This window comes from Vibrio sp. 9-16B-A1 (genome assembly GCF_056726165.1).
The window spans coordinates 203,843-221,496 of record NZ_JBSDZD010000007.1 but is presented as its reverse complement, the minus strand read 5'-3'; the positions used below and the strand labels follow the sequence as shown (position 1 = coordinate 221,496).

General features: G+C 51.1%; 13 protein-coding genes. 5 read left to right on the top strand and 8 right to left on the bottom strand.

What is annotated here, in order from left to right; genetic code table 11:
• Nucleotides 1-9: 9 nt before the first annotated feature.
• Complete coding sequence (locus tag ACVB80_RS13510; protein ID WP_481081812.1) at nucleotides 10-1,260, bottom strand: iron-containing alcohol dehydrogenase; 1,251 nt, start codon at nucleotides 1,258-1,260, stop codon at nucleotides 10-12.
• A gap of 642 nt (nucleotides 1,261-1,902) precedes the next feature.
• Between ACVB80_RS13510 and ACVB80_RS13505 the strand changes: the two genes are divergently transcribed.
• The 5 genes from ACVB80_RS13505 (at nucleotide 1,903) to ACVB80_RS13485 (ending at nucleotide 6,747) form a co-directional block, all read left to right on the top strand.
• Nucleotides 1,903-2,538, top strand: coding sequence for a hypothetical protein (locus tag ACVB80_RS13505; protein WP_481081811.1), 636 nt, complete (start codon nucleotides 1,903-1,905; stop codon nucleotides 2,536-2,538).
• Nucleotides 2,539-2,641: 103 nt separating this feature from the next.
• Nucleotides 2,642-3,388 (top strand): hypothetical protein, encoded by a 747-nt coding sequence (locus ACVB80_RS13500; RefSeq protein WP_481081810.1) that lies wholly within the window; start codon nucleotides 2,642-2,644, stop codon nucleotides 3,386-3,388.
• Nucleotides 3,389-4,014: 626 nt separating this feature from the next.
• Entirely contained in the window at nucleotides 4,015-4,380 is a 366-nt protein-coding gene (locus ACVB80_RS13495; RefSeq protein ID WP_481081809.1) for a hypothetical protein, read from the top strand.
• A 154-nt stretch (nucleotides 4,381-4,534) separates the two neighbouring features.
• A complete protein-coding gene (locus ACVB80_RS13490; RefSeq protein ID WP_481081808.1) occupies nucleotides 4,535-4,795 on the top strand; it encodes a GrxA family glutaredoxin in 261 nt (86 codons plus the stop codon).
• A 269-nt stretch (nucleotides 4,796-5,064) separates the two neighbouring features.
• Nucleotides 5,065-6,747 carry an aspartate:alanine antiporter gene (locus tag ACVB80_RS13485; protein WP_481081807.1) on the top strand — a complete coding sequence of 561 codons (1,683 nt, stop codon included), beginning with the start codon at nucleotides 5,065-5,067 and terminating at the stop codon, nucleotides 6,745-6,747.
• Between the two features lie 254 nt (nucleotides 6,748-7,001).
• Here the strand turns inward: ACVB80_RS13485 and fabV are convergent, their stop codons facing one another.
• The 7 genes from fabV to ACVB80_RS13450 all read right to left on the bottom strand — a co-directional run bounded on the left by fabV (nucleotide 7,002) and on the right by ACVB80_RS13450 (nucleotide 17,650).
• A complete protein-coding gene (gene fabV, locus ACVB80_RS13480) occupies nucleotides 7,002-8,204 on the bottom strand; it encodes an enoyl-ACP reductase FabV (protein WP_481081806.1) in 1,203 nt (400 codons plus the stop codon).
• A 149-nt stretch (nucleotides 8,205-8,353) separates the two neighbouring features.
• On the bottom strand, nucleotides 8,354-10,645 hold the full coding sequence (locus ACVB80_RS13475; protein ID WP_481081805.1) for an acyl-CoA dehydrogenase: 2,292 nt from the start codon (nucleotides 10,643-10,645) through the stop codon (nucleotides 8,354-8,356).
• Between the two features lie 46 nt (nucleotides 10,646-10,691).
• A complete protein-coding gene (gene psrA / locus ACVB80_RS13470; protein WP_481081804.1) occupies nucleotides 10,692-11,318 on the bottom strand; it encodes a TetR family transcriptional repressor PsrA in 627 nt (208 codons plus the stop codon).
• A 578-nt stretch (nucleotides 11,319-11,896) separates the two neighbouring features.
• The gene (gene nhaA / locus ACVB80_RS13465) at nucleotides 11,897-13,060 is read right to left on the bottom strand and encodes a Na+/H+ antiporter NhaA (protein ID WP_481081803.1); all 1,164 of its coding nucleotides are present in this window, start codon (nucleotides 13,058-13,060) and stop codon (nucleotides 11,897-11,899) included.
• A 365-nt stretch (nucleotides 13,061-13,425) separates the two neighbouring features.
• Entirely contained in the window at nucleotides 13,426-14,544 is a 1,119-nt protein-coding gene (locus ACVB80_RS13460; protein WP_481081802.1) for a lipocalin-like domain-containing protein, read from the bottom strand.
• A complete protein-coding gene (locus tag ACVB80_RS13455; protein WP_481081801.1) occupies nucleotides 14,545-16,998 on the bottom strand; it encodes an ABC transporter permease in 2,454 nt (817 codons plus the stop codon). It abuts the gene before it with no gap.
• The gene (locus ACVB80_RS13450; protein ID WP_481081800.1) at nucleotides 16,979-17,650 is read right to left on the bottom strand and encodes an ABC transporter ATP-binding protein; all 672 of its coding nucleotides are present in this window, start codon (nucleotides 17,648-17,650) and stop codon (nucleotides 16,979-16,981) included. Before ACVB80_RS13450 ends, ACVB80_RS13455 begins: the two co-directional genes overlap by 20 nt.
• Nucleotides 17,651-17,654: the final 4 nt, after the last annotated feature.

Genomic DNA, 17,654 nt, shown 5'->3' with positions numbered 1-17,654 from the left:
TATCTGCTGCTATTTATGCTCTGCGGGCGCTCCGTCCTCACTTCCCAGTATCTTAGCTGTCGCCTCTTCACCGCCCTCTGTATGCGGCTCACTGCAACTTCCCCCTTCCTGGCACGGACACACCTGACTGAGAATATGATGCAGCCTTTCTTCCGTCAGCGGGATCGGGTTTCCCCGTATGGCCACAGACAGCAGCGCATCTTTCACTACCAGATCAAAGTCCGTATGACACACCCCATAACGCGACAGAGACGGTAATTGCAGGGTATCGAGCATGTTCTCCACCCAGTCAAAACCATCTTCTATTTCCGCATCCGGGTTGTCTGTCAGGAGCTGGGCAATTTTCCGGTAACGGCTCAGAATATCGGTACGGTGAAACTGGCGGGCTGCATCTACGTTCTCGCGCATTACATACGGCGCCAACTGTGCAGTGATCACCGAATGGGGAGCATTTATTTTCCCGCCCAGCGCTGAAGCCAGGCCGTGGGCAGCTCCGAGCTTGGCGTTGGCGATCGCCATCCCGCCCAGCATGGCTGCAAAAGAGAGGTCGGAGCGGGCATGGTAGTCGTTATACAGACAACCCGGGACTATCGCTTTTTGCAGCCGCCGCAGCCCCTCTTCACAGATCATATCGGTAATAGGATTGGGCTCACCGCAAACATACACTTCCATCAGATGGACAAACGCATCCATCGCGCCGCGCCCGGAAGTCTGCGGGTCTGTGCCATACGTCAGGGTCGGGTCGATAATGGCCACGTCAGCCAGCATATCCGGGCTGCGCAGGCTCACTTTCACCTTATCCTGGCCGGACTTAAGTACAGCTTTGCGCGTGACTTCAGCGCCTGTGCTGGCGGTGGTAGGAATCGCGATAAAGTGCAAAGGATTGGATTTCAGCGGTACATCCCGCCCTACGACTTCGACATAGTCATACAGGTCACCCTGATTCGGGATCACCGCAGCAAGCGCTTTACCTGTATCGATCACGCTGCCGCCACCAATCGCTACTACCAGATCCGGTTTAAATTTACGGGCCTGAGCGGCGATCTCTTCGATCATGGCGATATAGGGCTCACCGGACACCGCCACCTGCTGATACGCCAATCCCTGAGCAACGAGATAATCGACAATCACTTTGGCTCGGGTCGTCTCTTTACCACTGACCAGCAACACCCGGTAACCGTGCTGGTTTATCACGGACAACGATGAGTTCAGTGCCCCTTCGCCAAAGATGATTCTGGCGGAAGTCATAAACTGAAACATAATGACACCTCTGAGCTTGTATGAGGCAACAGTAAAGCCCTGCTCTTCTTTACCACATCAACAAAACTGCATGACGACAGGACATTGCCTTCCCAATTTTAAACTTACCCTAACTCATCACACTAAGAAGCGGTTTTACTTGCTCTATATCATCAATCCGGCAGTTTAAATCCGTTGCGATCCAAAAGTTTGATTAACCGCTTGATTTGTATGGCCTCAATGATAGTTTAGTATTCACAATATCTGCTCTGCCAAATATCAAGACCTGCCCTTGGCTCCGTTACGTACCTGATTGGCATTGATGATGTGTTTGCTATCGAGCGGGTGAAGAAACTCCCTAAGAACATACTCCAGGTTGGGATTGGTGATGATGCTTATGAAGCTGATGTGAGGATCTGGGGGAAAGTTGTTGCTGTGATGCAGAAGGTTTAGGCAACTGGATCAATACTCAGTTCATGGTATAGCGCTGCGTTTGATAGCATACCAAGTTATCAAAAATACCTCTAAGGGAATGAATATGAAAACGTTCGCTTCACCGTATCTCGTAAGCGGTTCGCTAACCTTGTGACAATGCCAGATTAGGTTCCATTTGACTTAGTGTTTTCCTGATTCCAACGCAAAAATAAGATTAACCACTATATTATGAATATCAATAAACCACCGTCCTTAATAAAAACCACCCTATCTAACTGGGGAGCGATCACAATGACGGGGTTTGTTGCGTCACAAATCCTAGCGGTCTATATGGAATCCAAAAAGCTTTCGCTGTTTGGTATTGCATTTCTCAGCATTGCTGACTTGGCGGATTTACCTCTGATGCTCCTTCGATACCCCGAAATGATTCAATTTGTTGTTTATGCGGGGCTATCCCTCCATGCTTTCTCTTCGTTTGTAGATATGATAAATGAACACGGCTGGCATAAATACGTGTTCTTATCTAGGCTGTTTCGATATCAAATCGTCGTATTTTCGGCTGGGATAATTTTCATATTCCTGTTCCAGAATGGCTCCAGTCCTGGACAGGAAAACCAGCGTTTACAACAAGGTATTTTTCCCAGCTTGCTTATTTTCCCTGACAACGAAGAGTTTAAAAATAGATATTTTGGTTACATATCTTCGACTTCGTCTTACTTGGTTCTGTTCGATTTTACAGCGCAAGAAGCATTGACCGTTAAAAAGTCTGAAATTAGCAATATTCGATGGCCATATAAAAAAGACATCAAGCTTCTGGATGGAAAATGTACTGTTCGCCGAGATATGACTGACTCCACCCAATGAAAGAATATATGTAATCCTAAATGACAATACGAAATCTTAAAGACGGCAACAAAAAAAGCCTGGCTCTGCAAGAGCTATCCACAGGGCCGAAAGGTAAATAGTAATGAATGGAATTAATCCAATAGACAAAATAACAGAATCAAGTTTCTCAAGCAGTCCTAAAGGCTTGCTCGTTCTTTTTTGCATTGGTCTAGTTCATGCTTCACTTGGCGTTGAACTGAGCAACGTCCAAATCGCTGTACCTTGGTTTCCAAAAATCAATTTCACTACGCCTGAGAATGTCATTTACCTTTACTGGGGGGCTGTAGCTTACTGTATTTATCGCTATGCTCTACATCAACGTGAGCAGGGAAACACCATACTCAAACATGCTTTCTGTATAGGCTTAAAATCTTTGGTTTTTGGCAAGTGGTTCATCAATAGATATATTTCATCCACGTCTAAGCTTTGGTCTATCACTTCAGATGACTCGCAATCTATCACCATAAGCGAATACTACGACAACGATGGTATAGGTGCTTTCTTTACGATAAGACTAGAAGACGACGGACGCGACATCGAAAGCATTGAAAGCGGATATGACCACGTAGTCACAGAGCCCATGAATGCCCAAGCTAATTACAAACGTGAATGGGGGTTATCCGCTTACAAAGACCCGCTCCAAAGTCAGGACGAGACGACGGTAACTTACAGCTCACTTGGAGTTAAGAGCCTAAGACTGGCTGTAATCCTAAGAACGTTAAGACTCTATGGTTTCATTAAGCTACTAGTTGGTGACAAGATAGTCTTCGACACCTACTGGCCAGTCCTGCTTAACATTAGTTTTGCCACGATTTGCCTAATGCAGTGAACCTGAGATATGTCTGTAAGAAACCTTGCTCTACGAATGCTACCCGCGAGGCTGGAAAGAAAGGGAAACAGGTTCACAGAACAAGCAATTAAGTAACGCGTAGCATTGTGGTTAGTGTTGGATTTAGTTATTGCGGAACAATGGATTAAATTCTACTCACACTCTGATGCAGCATTATACTTCTGAAGCCATCTCGGTGCTCACTTCTGCAGATGGGTAAGTGTTATCCGAAAAAGTGCCTGAAGGAGCCGCTTGGAAGTTTCAGGGTCAAGTCTTGCCTTTTGCCCTGAGCGATCCCCCATCCGTGCGTACTGCCTTTTAAGAAAGAGCGCTAGAACATTTCGCGCAGATCGAATTGTTGGGCTTTGCGATGTGGAGACTGGTGAAGCATTTATCTAATCTGGCTATAAGATTTCGTTATGTTCGTACAATCTAATTTGAGAGTAAGTGTTCGGAAGGGTTTACCGAAGTTGAACTACTTTTTCTTGGAAAATATCTACACTGATGAAAGAAACACTGGCTAGTGTCTGTATTTAGGAAGCTAATTAACATAGTCCCATTCAGATACTCCCTTACGGCAGTTAAGCGCTGTTTTGTATCAACCAATACACGAAGAGGCCTCAGCAATGATCGTAGTCCCTGATCTCGTTACCAAACCAGATTGTGCAGAAGAAATAACCCGCTTGCTCAACTCTCTTGAAATCAGACACAACAAACTGCCGCGGGATTCCTTCAGCGGTACTCCGGATGTGGTTTTACTTCTCAATGAAATTCACTGGGATCAGCTTGCTAAATTGATTTTGCTCTATCTAAGTCAAAATGGAACAGAAACGGCTTCTCAAGTCCGCAGAAGAGCAATGATCCGCTACCCTGATAGGGTTGTTGTTCAACTGACTGACATGCAGCCAGAACAGTTGAAAAACATGACTCACCCGCACTTTAAGTTCTGCCTGGGAATGCTGGAAGAGCACACTGAAAAAGCTTCTGGTTAAAAATTGATTAATAGGTTTCTCCTATCAGAACAAAAGCTTTGCTCTGCTTTATTTCCCGCGCGGGATCAGGCATAGTTGCAGCATAACAAACGCCATACAATGCAAGGCGCCCGAAAGCATCAGACCTTGCAGGGAAATATCAGGAGAAAGGTAAATGTTCGTAGTTATTTTTGGTCGTCCGGCTTGCCCATACTGTGTTCGTGCTAAAGAGATCGCAGAAAAACTGAAAGAAGACCGTGACGATTTCAACTTCCGCTACGTGGACATCCACGCAGAGGGCATCAGCAAAGCTGACCTTGAGAAGACCGTAGGCAAGCCGGTAGAAACTGTGCCTCAAATCTTCGTAGACCAGGAGCACGTTGGCGGCTGCACTGAGTTTGAAGCATACGCAAAAGAGAACCTGGGCCTGTACTGATAACTGGCAGATTCTTTTTGAAAACCGGGCCTGATGGACCCGGTTTTTTTATGCGTCAGCCTGATAGCTTAATAGCAAAAGCCATTGTCAGTTAAGTGGCGGCGTCATGATTACGCCATTTTATAACCCGGATGAATCATTACTTTTTCTTGTGCCCATAATGGACAAAAAATAATTAATATTTCATTTCGTAACAGCCCCTGTTTCAGTTACACTTTAGCGGTCAATTTCCTGTTCCTGACCACTGCCAGACCTGTCGAGTTTTTGAAGTGAATATAGACATCATTGCTCTGCTCCAGCAAAACCCTATCCTTTTGATTTTCGTAGTATTAGCCCTGGGCCTTGGGATCGGTAAGATCCAGTTTGCCAACCTGCAGCTCGGCAGCGCCATCGGCGTGCTGATCAGTGCAATTATTATGGGTAATCTTGGCTTCAGTTTTAACGCCGAAGCCCTGACCATCGGCTTTATGCTGTTTATTTATTGTGTCGGAATTGAAGCCGGACCGAACTTCTTTGGTATCTTTTTCCGCGACGGTAAACACTACTTTATTCTCAGTCTGACCCTGCTGGTCAGTGCGCTGGGATTAACCGTGTTCGCTAACCAGTATCTTGGGCTGGAGTACGGTTTTTCTGCTGGTATGATGGCGGGCTCTTTGACCTCGACCCCGATTCTGGTAGGTGCCCAGGATGCCCTGCGTACCGGGCTGGCTCACCTGCCGGAAGGCATGAGCATGGACAAAGTCCGCGAGAACATCTCGGTTGGCTATGCCATGGCTTATCTGGTGGGGCTTATCAGTATGATCGTACTGGTCAAACTGCTGCCTAAACTGCAAAAGCAGAACCTGCAGGACTCGGCGACTCAGATTGCTCAGGAGCGCGGACTGGACAGCAGTGCCCAGCGTAAAGTCTATCTGCCGATTATCCGGGCTTACCGCGTAGGCACCGAACTTATTGACTGGACCGGTGGCAAAAACCTGCGTGAGCTGGGTATCTACCGCCAGACCGGCTGTTATATCGAGCGTATCCGCCGTAACGGCATCCTCGCCCACCCCGATGGTGATGCGATTTTGCAGGAAGGCGATGAGATTGCACTGGTAGGTTTTCCGGACAGCCACGCCCGTCTGGACCCAAGTTTCCGTAACGGTAAAGAGGTATTTGACCGTAACCTGCTCGACCTTCGCGTTGTCGAAGAAGAGATCGTGGTAAAAAGCGACAGTATCGCGGGCAAAAAACTGGCAGACCTGAACCTGGCAGAGTATGGCTGTTTCCTTAACCGGGTAGTCCGGGCACAGATCGAAATGCCGATGGATACCAACATCGTACTGGCCAAAGGGGATATCCTTCAGGTCAGTGGCGAGAAAAGCCGGGTGATGGGCCTGGCTGAGCGCATTGGTTTCATCTCCATCCACAGTCAGATGGCCGATCTGCTGGCTTTCTGCAGCTTCTTTATTCTGGGAATTTTATTTGGTCTGATCACTATGACCTTTGGCCAGGTGACTTTCGGACTGGGTAACGCGGTTGGCCTGCTGCTCTCCGGTATCACCCTTGGCTTCCTTCGGGCCAACCACCCGACCTTTGGTTACGTGCCTCAGGGAGCGCTGAACATGGTCAAAGACCTGGGCCTGATGTTCTTTATGGCCGGGATTGGCCTGAGTGCCGGTGAGAGCCTGTTCCGCTACCTGGCGGAAGTGGGCCCGCAGATCATCGCTATCTCGTTTATTGTGAGTGTGCTGCCGGTGATCATCGCTTACCTGGTCGGCGCCTATGCGCTGAAAATGAACCGCGCCCTGCTGATTGGTGCCATTGTCGGTGCCCGAACCTGTGGTCCGGCGATGGATGTGGTGAACGAGCAGGCCAAGTCGACCATTCCGGCACTGGGTTATGCCGGTACCTATGCTATCGCCAATATCCTGATGACGCTGGCCGGTACCGTACTGGTTATTCTGACCTGATAGATAACAGACACAGTAGAGCTCAAGCAAACGACTTAGGCGAATACTAAGTAGGATTGCCTTCATTAAGCTGCTGTTAACGCTGTGGAACCCCTCCTAACCTCCCCTTGCCAAGGGGAGGAACCACACCTGAGCACTCTGGCTGTTCCTGCCCCCAGAAACAACATCGTACCAGTTGCAAGTTCTCTCCCTTTGTAACGGGAACAAAAAAGGCGCTGAAAAATCAGCGCCTTTTTCATATCTTACCGGACCAATCAGATGTCCTGTACGTCGAACTCAACAGCCGGATTTACGTCAGCGTCGTAATCCACGCCTTCACAGCCAAAGCCGAACAGTTTCAGGAACTCTTCTTTGTACTCAACGTAGTCAGTCAGCTCTTTCAGGTTCTCTGAAGTGATCTGAGGCCACAGGTCACGACAGTGCTGCTGAACGTCTTCACGCAGTTCCCAGTCATCCAGGCGCAGACGGTTGCTCTCGTCCACTTCTGCCGCGCTGCCGTCTTCTTTGTACATGCGCTCAGCGAACATGCGGTAGATCTGCTCCATACAACCTTCGTGCAGGCCTTCTTCACGCATCTTCTTGAACACCATTGCGATGTACAGAGGCATTACCGGAATTGCAGAACTTGCCTGAGTGACAACAGACTTCAGTACCGCTACATTTGCGCTGCCGCCGGTTGCAGAAAGCTGACCGTTAAGAGCGGTCGCTGCACGGTCCAGGTCCATTTTCGCTTTACCCAGCGCGCCATCCCAGTAGATAGGCCAGGTCAGCTCGGTACCGATGTAGCTGTAGGCAACGGTCTTACAGCCGTCAGCCAGAACGCCTGCTTCAGACAGCGCGTTGATCCACAGTTCCCAGTCTTCGCCGCCCATTACGGTTACGGTGTCCTGGATTTCCTGCTCGGTTGCCGGCTCAACGCTGGCTTCGATGATCACGTCTTTGTTAGTGTCTACCGCAGTTGAAGTGTAAGTCTCACCGATAGGCTTCAGAGACGAACGGATCACTTCACCGGTTTGTGGCATTTTACGTACTGGTGATGCCAGTGAGTAAACCACCATGTCCACCTGACCCAGATCTTCTTTGATAAGGTCGATGGTCTTTTGTTTGGCTTCGTCAGAGAAAGCATCGCCGTTCAGGCTCTTAGAGTACAAACCTTCTTCTTTGGCAAACTTGTCAAACGCCGCAGAGTTGTACCAGCCAGCTGTGCCAGGCTTTTTCTCGGTACCTGCTTTTTCAAAGAAAACGCCGATAGTTGATGCGCCGCCACCGAAAGCCGCTGCAATACGTGAAGACAGGCCGTAACCGCTTGATGCGCCAACAACCAGAACGCGCTTAGGTGCGTTTTTGATTTGGCCTTTTGCTTTGGTGTATTCGATTTGCTCTTTTACGTTAGCTTCACAGCCAACCGGGTGGGTAGTGGTGCAAATAAAACCACGAATTCTTGGTTTGATGATCATATTCATATCCCTTACAAAAGTGGACACAGGATAAAAGGTTACAAGCGAAACCGCACCCTATTTTTTATGCTTTTTGCCAGTGGTTGGAGCTGTTTAACAACACAAAAAAGCGCCCGGCATACGGACGCTTGTTATTAAGAGCGGGGAAGTCAGGCAACGCTGGTCAGTGGCGGCTTGCCCGGTTTACCGGTCATACACTCTGAAAAATCATGGCTGAAGTGGTCCACCTGAATCGCTTTGTAGCGAAGCGCTTCGGCCTGAGTGACTCTGGCGCACTCTTCTTCTGACAGAATACCATGCTCCATCGCCTGGGCCAGACGGGTATCCAGAGGGACTTTCTTATCGATTTTACCGTCGCGGATCCCCTGCACCATTTTCTTCTCCAGATCGCGTATCTGATACAGCGCAATAAAGGCGTTCTCGATAAGCCCAACCGGGTCGCTGTCATTTTTGCCGACATAACAGAGGTGGGTCAGTCTGTCCCGCTCTGCGCCCGGCACCATCAGACGTTTGGCGATTTCCACTGCTTTGGCATCATCCGGCTTACGGAAATGGTTACCCAATGGGAAGACCAGCCCTTTGAGCAGCATGCCTGCCGCCCTGCCCGGGAAGTTGTGATACGCCGCCTGCAGTGACTGAGCCGCACTGTAAAGACAGTGACTGATGGCATAATCGACGTAAACCAGGTCCCCCTGATGACGGCCATCGTCTTCGTATTTCTTGAGTACCGCAGAGCCAAGATAGAGGAAGCTAAGCGCGTCGCCAAGACGGGCAGAGATCATCTCTTTCCGTTTCAGATCGCCGCCCAACGTCAGCATGGCGACATCAGCACTGATGGCCAGCGCTTTACTGATACGACCCAACTGCCTGTAATAGCCTTTAGTCGGACCGCTCATCGGCGCAGAGAGCATGGCAGAGCCGGTCAGGGCTGCGCCAAATGCGCCCAGTGCGTTTTTCGTCGCATGGCCGACATGTTTGAACAGTAACTTATCAAACTCTTTAGCGCCCTGCTCCGGATCCGGATTGGCTGCGGCTTCCATCTCTTTTAACACATAAGGGTGACAACGGGTCGCCCCCTGGCCAAAGATCATCAGGTTACGGGTCAGGATGTTGGCCCCCTCAACCGTGATAGCAACCGGAATACCCAGATAGGCGTGCGCAAGATAGTTCATCGGACCGTCCTGGATTGCGCGTCCGGCGTGAATATCCATGCTGTCATTGAGTATGGTCCGGCCGATCTCTGTCATGTGATATTTGGCAATCGCGGTCACTATCCCCGGCTTCTCATGCAAATCAAGCGATGTAGTCGTCAGGGTACGGGCAGCTTCAAGCAGGTAGGTCATGCCGCCAATGCGGCCCATTGCCTCGGCAACCCCCTCAAACTTACCGATAGACAGACCAAACTGCTTACGCACATAAGCATAAGCACCGGTGGTCCGGGCAGTGAGATGGCCGATAGAGGTACCAAGAGCAGGCAGTGAGATACCGCGCCCGGCCGAAAGGCATTCAACCAGCATCCGCCAGCCTTTGCCCGCGTACTCCTCGCCGCCGATAATCCACTCCAGCGGAATAAAAACATCTTTACCCCAGGTCGGGCCGTTCATAAATGCCAGTCCTAACGGGTCGTGCCTCTCACCAAGTTGAACGCCGGGATGGCTCGCCGGGATAAGCGCACAGGTAATACCTGCATCCGGCTTATCACTAATAAGCCCTTCAGGATCTTTTAGCTTAAACGCCAGACCAAGTACGGTCGCAACCGGCGCAAGGGTAATGTAGCGCTTGTTCCAGCTTACGCGGATGCCAAGCACGTTTTCACCTTCGTGTTCGCCATAACAGACCACACCCTCATCCGGGATACCGCCTGCATCCGAGCCTGCTTCCGGCCCGGTCAGGGCAAAACAGGGAATCTCACTGCCGTTAGCCAGACGCGGCAACCAGTAATCTTTTTGCTCCTGGGTACCGTAATGCGACAGCAGCTCGCCTGGGCCTAATGAGTTCGGCACCATCACGCTCACCGCGGCGCTGATACTTTTGGTCGCAATGCGCGAAACGATAGTCGAGTTGGCCAGCGCCGAGAACTCGCGGCCACCGTACGCTTTGGAGATGATCAGTGAGAAGAAACGCTCCTGACGCAGATACTCCCACACCGCCGCAGGCAGGTCGCGGTCATGGCGAACGATCTCATCGTCATCGAGCATCTCAAGCAGGGTTTCGAGCTGGTTATCCATGAACGCCTGCTCTTCATCACTCAGCTTTGGTTTGGGATAGTGGTGCAACTTCTGCCAGTCAGGCGAGCCACCAAACAGCTCTCCGTCCCACCATACACTGCCTGCTTCCATCGCCTCTTTTTCGGTACTTGACAGCGGAGGCAGCACTTTCTTGAACATCTTAAACGCAGGGTCGCTTAACCATTTTCTGCGCATTGATTTTGGAGAGCTCATAGTTACAGTCCTTTTGTTTCATTTCGGCTTTTATTGTTCATTCCGGCTACTTCGCGGCGACGCCCGCTGCCAGGTAAGGTATCAGTTGATTGATGATGGCTTCTGAGTCCACCTTATGGTCAAAGTCGTTGTAGGCTATCTCTGCCAGAGCCTGGCTTGAAGCAGTGGTAAACACACAGGTTCCCAGAGTAAAGTGCAGACGCCAGAACAGGGTTTCCGGCGTCAGATCCGGGTTGGCCTTTGATACTGACCGGGTGAAGAGATCCAGTACATGCCCGTAGCGGGTTGAGATAAACCAGCGCAGGTGGCCCTGTACATCGGTATAACCCCTGCCGAGCAGGGACATAAACCTGCTGGCACCGTGAGGGCGAACCTGGTTGAGGTTTAACAGCGGCTGCTTCAGCGTGCCAAACACCTGCTCCATGGAGTAGTCCTGCTCCAGATTCAGGGTCTCCAGCTCATCATGCAGCACAGGCATGAAGCTTTCGAGGTAGCGGTCTATCACCGCGCGTATCAGAGTCTTCTTATCACCAAAGTGATAGTTCACCGAAGCCAGGTTCACGCCCGCTTTACTGGTAATAGTCCGCAGAGAGGTATCATTGAAACCATGCTCGGCAAACAGTGCTTCTGCGACATCCAGGATTTTGTCTTTGGTCTTTACACGCCCGGTCATTTTAATCATCCGTATCAAACAACTGTTTGAAAATATACACCCGCAACAGGCCATTAACAAGCGAGCAACATCACAACTTGCCGTTTGTCAGCACCAGAGGGGCGCAAGTCACTGTTTAAGCAGGCCAGAAAAAATGTGGAAGAAAAGTGAAAAAAATTGGAACTGACCGGAAAGAGCGGGGTCATAAAGAATGTAGCCAAGAGAGATTTATACGTCGTACGGCCGTCCGACTGCATTGAGACTCGAAAGCTGCGAGACGCTGCTTTTTCTTGTTTAACTCCTTTTATTTGTATCCGCCCGGGTTTTTTACCCGGGCTTTTTTTATGTGCGGTACTGGGTACTGGGTACTGGGTACTGGGTACTGGGTACTGGGTACTGGGTACTGGGTACTGGGTACTGGGTACTGCAAGCAGGCTTCGCCATTCAACTATTTCCGTCAAGCCTGTGCTTTCAGTTTTTCAGGATTTTCTCCGTGAGCTCGCCCAGAACCTGAAAGCGAAGCGCCCCCAGGACCGGTCACCACTATCTTCCACCCACAAAAAAACCGCCTTTCGGCGGTTTTCTCATAACACTTTCGCTTACGCTTCCTGTCTCGCCGGCACTGTCTGTGGCAATGACTGGCGAAGCATCACATAACCGACAACCGCAGAGATGGTTGAACCCATCAGGATACCCAGTCGTGCCAGGGTGTCGTACGCTGCTGCATCTCCGGTGAAGGCCAGTGACGAGATGAAGATCGACATGGTAAAGCCGATACCACACAGTACTGCCACCGCAAAGATATGGCGGAAGTTGATGCCTTCCGGCAGCTTGGCTACACCCATTTTTACTGCAACCCAGCTGAAGGTAAAGATACCCAGCGGCTTACCAATCATCAGACCCATAGCCACACCCAGAGGCAGCATACTGGTCAGGCTCGACAGCGTGATCCCTTCCAGAGAGATACCTGCGTTTGCAAATGCAAAGATCGGCAGGATAAGGAACGCCACGTATGGGTGGAGTACGTGCTCCATATGTTTCAGCGGAGAGTGCTCACCTTTATTACCTTTAAGCGGAATAGCAAAACCAATCACCACACCCGCCAGGGTTGCATGCACGCCGGATTTCAGTACGGCTACCCAGAGGATAGTACCCACCAGCATATACCAGCGCAGACTCGTTACATGGCGCATATTGGAGACAAACAACACCGCTGTTGCCGCAAAGCCTACCGCCAGAGCCGTCGTTGACAGATCGCCGCTGTAAAACAGCGCGATAATAACAACAACACCAAGGTCATCAATGATCGCCAGAGCCAGCAGGAAGACTTTCAGGCTGATTGGCACACGCTTACCCAGCAGCGCCATAATACCCAGTGCAAACGCAATGTCGGTCGCCGCCGGAATTGCCCAGCCCTGAAGCGCCTGAGGGTCACCGCTGTTAAACAGCACGTAAACCAGCGCAGGAGCCAGCATGCCACCAACCGCAGCAATCGCCGGGAAGATCGCAGTCTCTTTTGACTTCAGTGCACCTTCCAGCAGTTCCCGCTTAACTTCCAGACCGATCAGCAGGAAGAATACCGCCATCAGACCATCGTTAATCCAGTGAGAAACAGACATGCCTGCCACGTAGGTATGCAGTACTGAATCGTAAATCTCGTTCAAAGGCGAGTTGGCAACCAACATGGCAATTGCGGCAGCAATGACAAGAATAATGCCACCCGCAGATTCCAGTTTAAAAAATTCTTTAATGACATCACTCATGATATCGCCCTTATACTTACTATTGTTATGAAAATGCTAACAAACGATAGGTAAAAGTCTATATGCTGAGTGAAGAGAGGAAAAATCGCTTGTTTAGATGCTACTTGTAGGAAATACCGAAATGTATTGCCATATAGAAAGGATATTCCTTATGGTTTCAGAAAAGCCATATTTGTGAGTTCGGCATTTTCGAAACAACCAGCAATATCCGGTGAAAATACCGACATATTTCGCGATAAAAAGTTTCAGCTTCGTTGCCTGTCAGGAGAAATTAATATATCGAGCCGGTTGCGTTATAACCACGAGATATAAAAAACCGGAGCCTGATGCTCCGGTTTCTTCTCTTTTCAGCTCTGGGGAATGACCTAGTATCCCGTCAGCTGCATCAGACCCGTTGCCTGATGACTTCCCAGGCCGGTCACCGGCCCTTCCCAGTATGGGATGACAAAAGGCAGCCACTGCTCTTTTCTGACCGGGGATACGGTGAGGTCAATATCGTACTCCGGTACCTGAACGCGCCATTTCAGAGGTACCACTCTGCCGTTCAGCAACTTATGAGTGTCAATAACTGTCACTTTGATCTGGTCCCGGGTCAGCGTCACTGTGTCACCTTTACGGTTAGCCAGAGTGCCAAAGGTATAAGGGGACTGACTGTTGTGCCGGTAATGGTTCACCATCAGGGTTTGCTGCTTGTCCAGACGCAGTGCAAACAGGTCCCAGCCCTTCTGCCCTTCCGCCAGCAGACCGCTTCCCCACTCTTTACTCAGCCATGCCTGACCTTCAACTGTGAGCTTTTTCGTTCCCAGCGTCAGATAGCCTTTGGTACGGATAAAAGGCGCACTCACACTGAACGAAGCCAGTTGCAACTCATCATGTTTGGCCTGATAGCCGTTATCGCCATTCAGTACAAACGGCCCGGATGCGTAGTTTGCCAGATGCACAGAGAACTCATCCGTTTCAACATCCAGCCGGCCCGGGAAAGGTGTACGCCCGAGCGACTTCCAGTGCCAGTTATCAATCCAGATTTTAAATGGGGATGGCGTCATCCCTGCCTGGCCTATCCCGCCGCGTGCAATGCGCTGCTCTTTCCAGAGCTGTTTTTCAGATGTCACTACCAGGTGTGAAATATACAACTGCGGGTTTTGCCAGCCCGGGGCCTGACGGTCACCGGTTGCAACGCGGAAAAAGCTCCACTGGATCCCGTAACGCTGACCCTCCTCGTCTTTTACATTGGCAAAGAAGTGCCACCACTCGTGCTGGTAACCCGGGTGGAACTGAAAATCTTCAGGCAGTTTTACACCTTTATCCGCCATCACAGACTCAAACTTCTTCTGCTGGCTGCCCAGCAGTACCACATTGACCTCATTGCGGTCCTGAGTTTCCGGTGCTGTGAAGAAAGAGTCATAGAACACCCAGCCAATCCCGCTGATGATAAGCACAATCAGCAGTATCTGGATCAGTTTTGAGTTCAACAGAGAAGTCATTTACAGTGCATCCCTCAGCGATTTCATCGGCGTCTTGCGCACCATACTAAATACCGGCCATGCACCTGCAATCAGCAGGGTGGTAAATGACCAGCCAAAGGTTTCGGCGTACTCCCATGGGATCACCTCAAGCTGCATGGTCCAGCCAAACGACTGTTTCAGTACCACGTCGATCATCAGGTCTGCAAGGAACAGACCGAGCGGAATCGCCATCATTGCAGAGAAGATCCCAAGCACCAGCAGTTGTGCACCGCCCAGCAATACCAGCTCTTTGGCGGTCATACCAAAACAGCGCAGCAGGGCGATATGGCGCTGACGCGACACCTCTCCGGCCAGCGTGGAGAAAAACAGCCCGATAACGGCGATCACCAGGGTAATGTTGCCAAGCGTACCGGCAATGCTGAAGGTCCGGTCAAACACCCGCATCGCCTGTTTATGGATACTGTGGTTGTCGTAGACACGCTCATCCGACAGACGGAATACCTGGTCAAAGCGACGCAACAGGCCCCGTGAGGCAGCGTTCTCTTTCAGAATAACCCCAAGGCCTACCTCACCCTGCCCGGCAAAGCCGTACAGCCAGTTCCGGTGTGACATCAGGATCTGGTTGTAAGGGTTACCATAGTCATAGTAAATCCCCACCACCTGCCAGTTCCCCGACAATGGCGCAGGCAGCACCATGTAATCACCGGCCCGGATCCCGAGTTTCAGCGCCATGGACTCGCTCACCATCACCCCTTTGGAATGATGAAGATGGAACCAGTAATCCGGCACCGCGACTTTCACCGTCAGTGAATCGAGTTCGCCTTCTGAGTCCCCGACACTGACCACCTGAAGAGTACCGGTATTGCTTGGGATCTCTTTCTCCCAGCGCCACCAGACGTCTTCAACTTCCGGCTGATTCTTAAGCCAGCTGCCAATACGCGAGGAAATATGGTTTGGCGGAGTCACGTAAACATCCGCTGCCAGACGCTGGGTCAGCCATTTATCCGTAGTGGCACGGAAACTGCCGACCATGGTTTCAACGCCAATATTGGTTGCCAGGGCCAGCATAAAGGCCATAGAGGCGACACCGCGATAGCTGAGGCTGGCAGCACAGTCAGCAAAGAACCAGCGGGCTTTTACCCATGGCAGGGTAAACGAGAGGCTGTTAAACAGCTTCCAGACCAGAAATGGCATCAAAAGACCGGCGCTGATAAGAATAAATGCCACCAACGCATAGCCGGTATCCTGGGTCTGTTCTGTCTGTGTAAGTGCAACAGCGCCAACGATAAACACACAGGCCAAAGCGGCCTGCCAGGAAAACTCACGGCCGGCAAAACGCACCAGCGACAGGCGCGCACTAAGACGAATAGGCTGGGTACGAAGCAGGCGGATCAGCGGGAAGCTGCAGGCCAGCATGGTACCGAGGATCGCGACCAGCAGGCTCTGCTGGCTCCACTCCCAGTCCCAGCTCAGTGACAGACCAACCCGGGCATCATAGAGGTCGGCCAGGCTTGCCGATACAGCAGGAAGCAGCTCGTTTGCCAGCATCACACCAAATACGTTGCCACACAGCCAGGACACCAGGATCCAGCCAATCAGCTCGGCGAGCAGTGCCAGCACCAGCTGACCGGTACTCACGCCGGTCTGCCGCAGTATTCCCACCAGCGGCTGGCGCTGAACAAAAGAGAGCGACATCGCCTGATAGAAAATGAACAGGCCAACAAAGAAGGCCAGCATGCCCATCGCGGTCAGGTTGGTGTGAAAAGCCAGAGTGAGCGAATCAAGCTCTGCATGAGTATTCTGAGCCAGCTTCATCCCGGCAGGCAGCAGGGTTTTAAGCTTCTCCAGTTTGTGCTCAGGCATCTCGCCACAGGCCAGCACATCAAAGCCCGGACGCTTGTCCAGCATGCGCAACAGCGCAATATCAGCGACGACCCGGGTTCCGGTCAGCAGGTTGTTGTTATCCACCAGCAGCGGACCGAGGCGACGCTGATTCTGGAGTGTCAGATAATCGCCGTTTTTCAGCCCCATGTGCGCCGCCAGATCGCGCCCAATCATGATCGGGTACGGCGGTTCGCGCAGCTTGAGCGTCTGAATGTCGTTCAGGTTGGTACCAGGCTGGATCGCCAGCATCGCGACCGGATCAATACCTGTGATAGTCAGTTCAAAGCCATCAAAAGTACGGATGCGGTAGCTGTCAAAAGGCATACACTGGGAAAAGCCTTCCCGGCGCAGCTGAATATAGAAACCCTGCGGGATTTTGCTGGTGCTCTCTACCGGACGGATACGGTATGGCAGAGGATTGGAAAACAGCTTCTCACCAGCGGCATAGCTGAGCTTGGCATGATGGTTAATGGCCAGTACGCCCACCAGCAGGGAAACACCCAGGGTAAGCCCCAGCCACACCAGAACAATTTGAAGCGGGTGACGCCGATAATGACCAAGTAGTGCTTTAACTACGGGCCATAACATGCAGCTGTCCTCCCTGAAGGCGAATACAGCCCTGCATGTGACGGGCCACTTTCTCACTGTGAGTCACCAGCAGCAGGGTACAGTTGAGCTGGCTGCTGAGAGTGGTCAGCAGGCGCATAACGGCTTCCGCGTTACGCTCGTCCAGACTTCCGGTCGGTTCATCTGCCAGCAGAAGTTTTGGCTCCATATACAGGGCTCTGGCAATGGCAGCACGCTGCTGCTGACCACCGGAGATCTCTTCCGGATAGCGGCCAAGAAGTGGCATCAGGTCAAGAGCAGACAGGATCTGACGCCACAGGCCACGGTCTTCCGGCAGGCCTTTAAGCTGGCGACAAAAACGAATGTTATCGGCGATATTCAGGGTAGGCAGCAGATTAAACTGCTGAAAGATATGACCAATGTTTTTACGACGGTATGCGGTACGCTGGGATTCGGATGCATTATGCATATCAAATCCGGCAAACGCGATTTCACCGGAATCCACACTGTCGATGCCGGCTATTAAATTGAGCAGGGTACTTTTACCCGAGCCGCTCTCCCCCATCAGCGCCAGTTGCTGGCCCTGTTCAAGGTCAAGCCCGGCTCCCTGAAGTACTGGGTGGAACTCACCACCATCGATATATCCCTTACACAGGTCAGTCAGGCGTAACATGCTG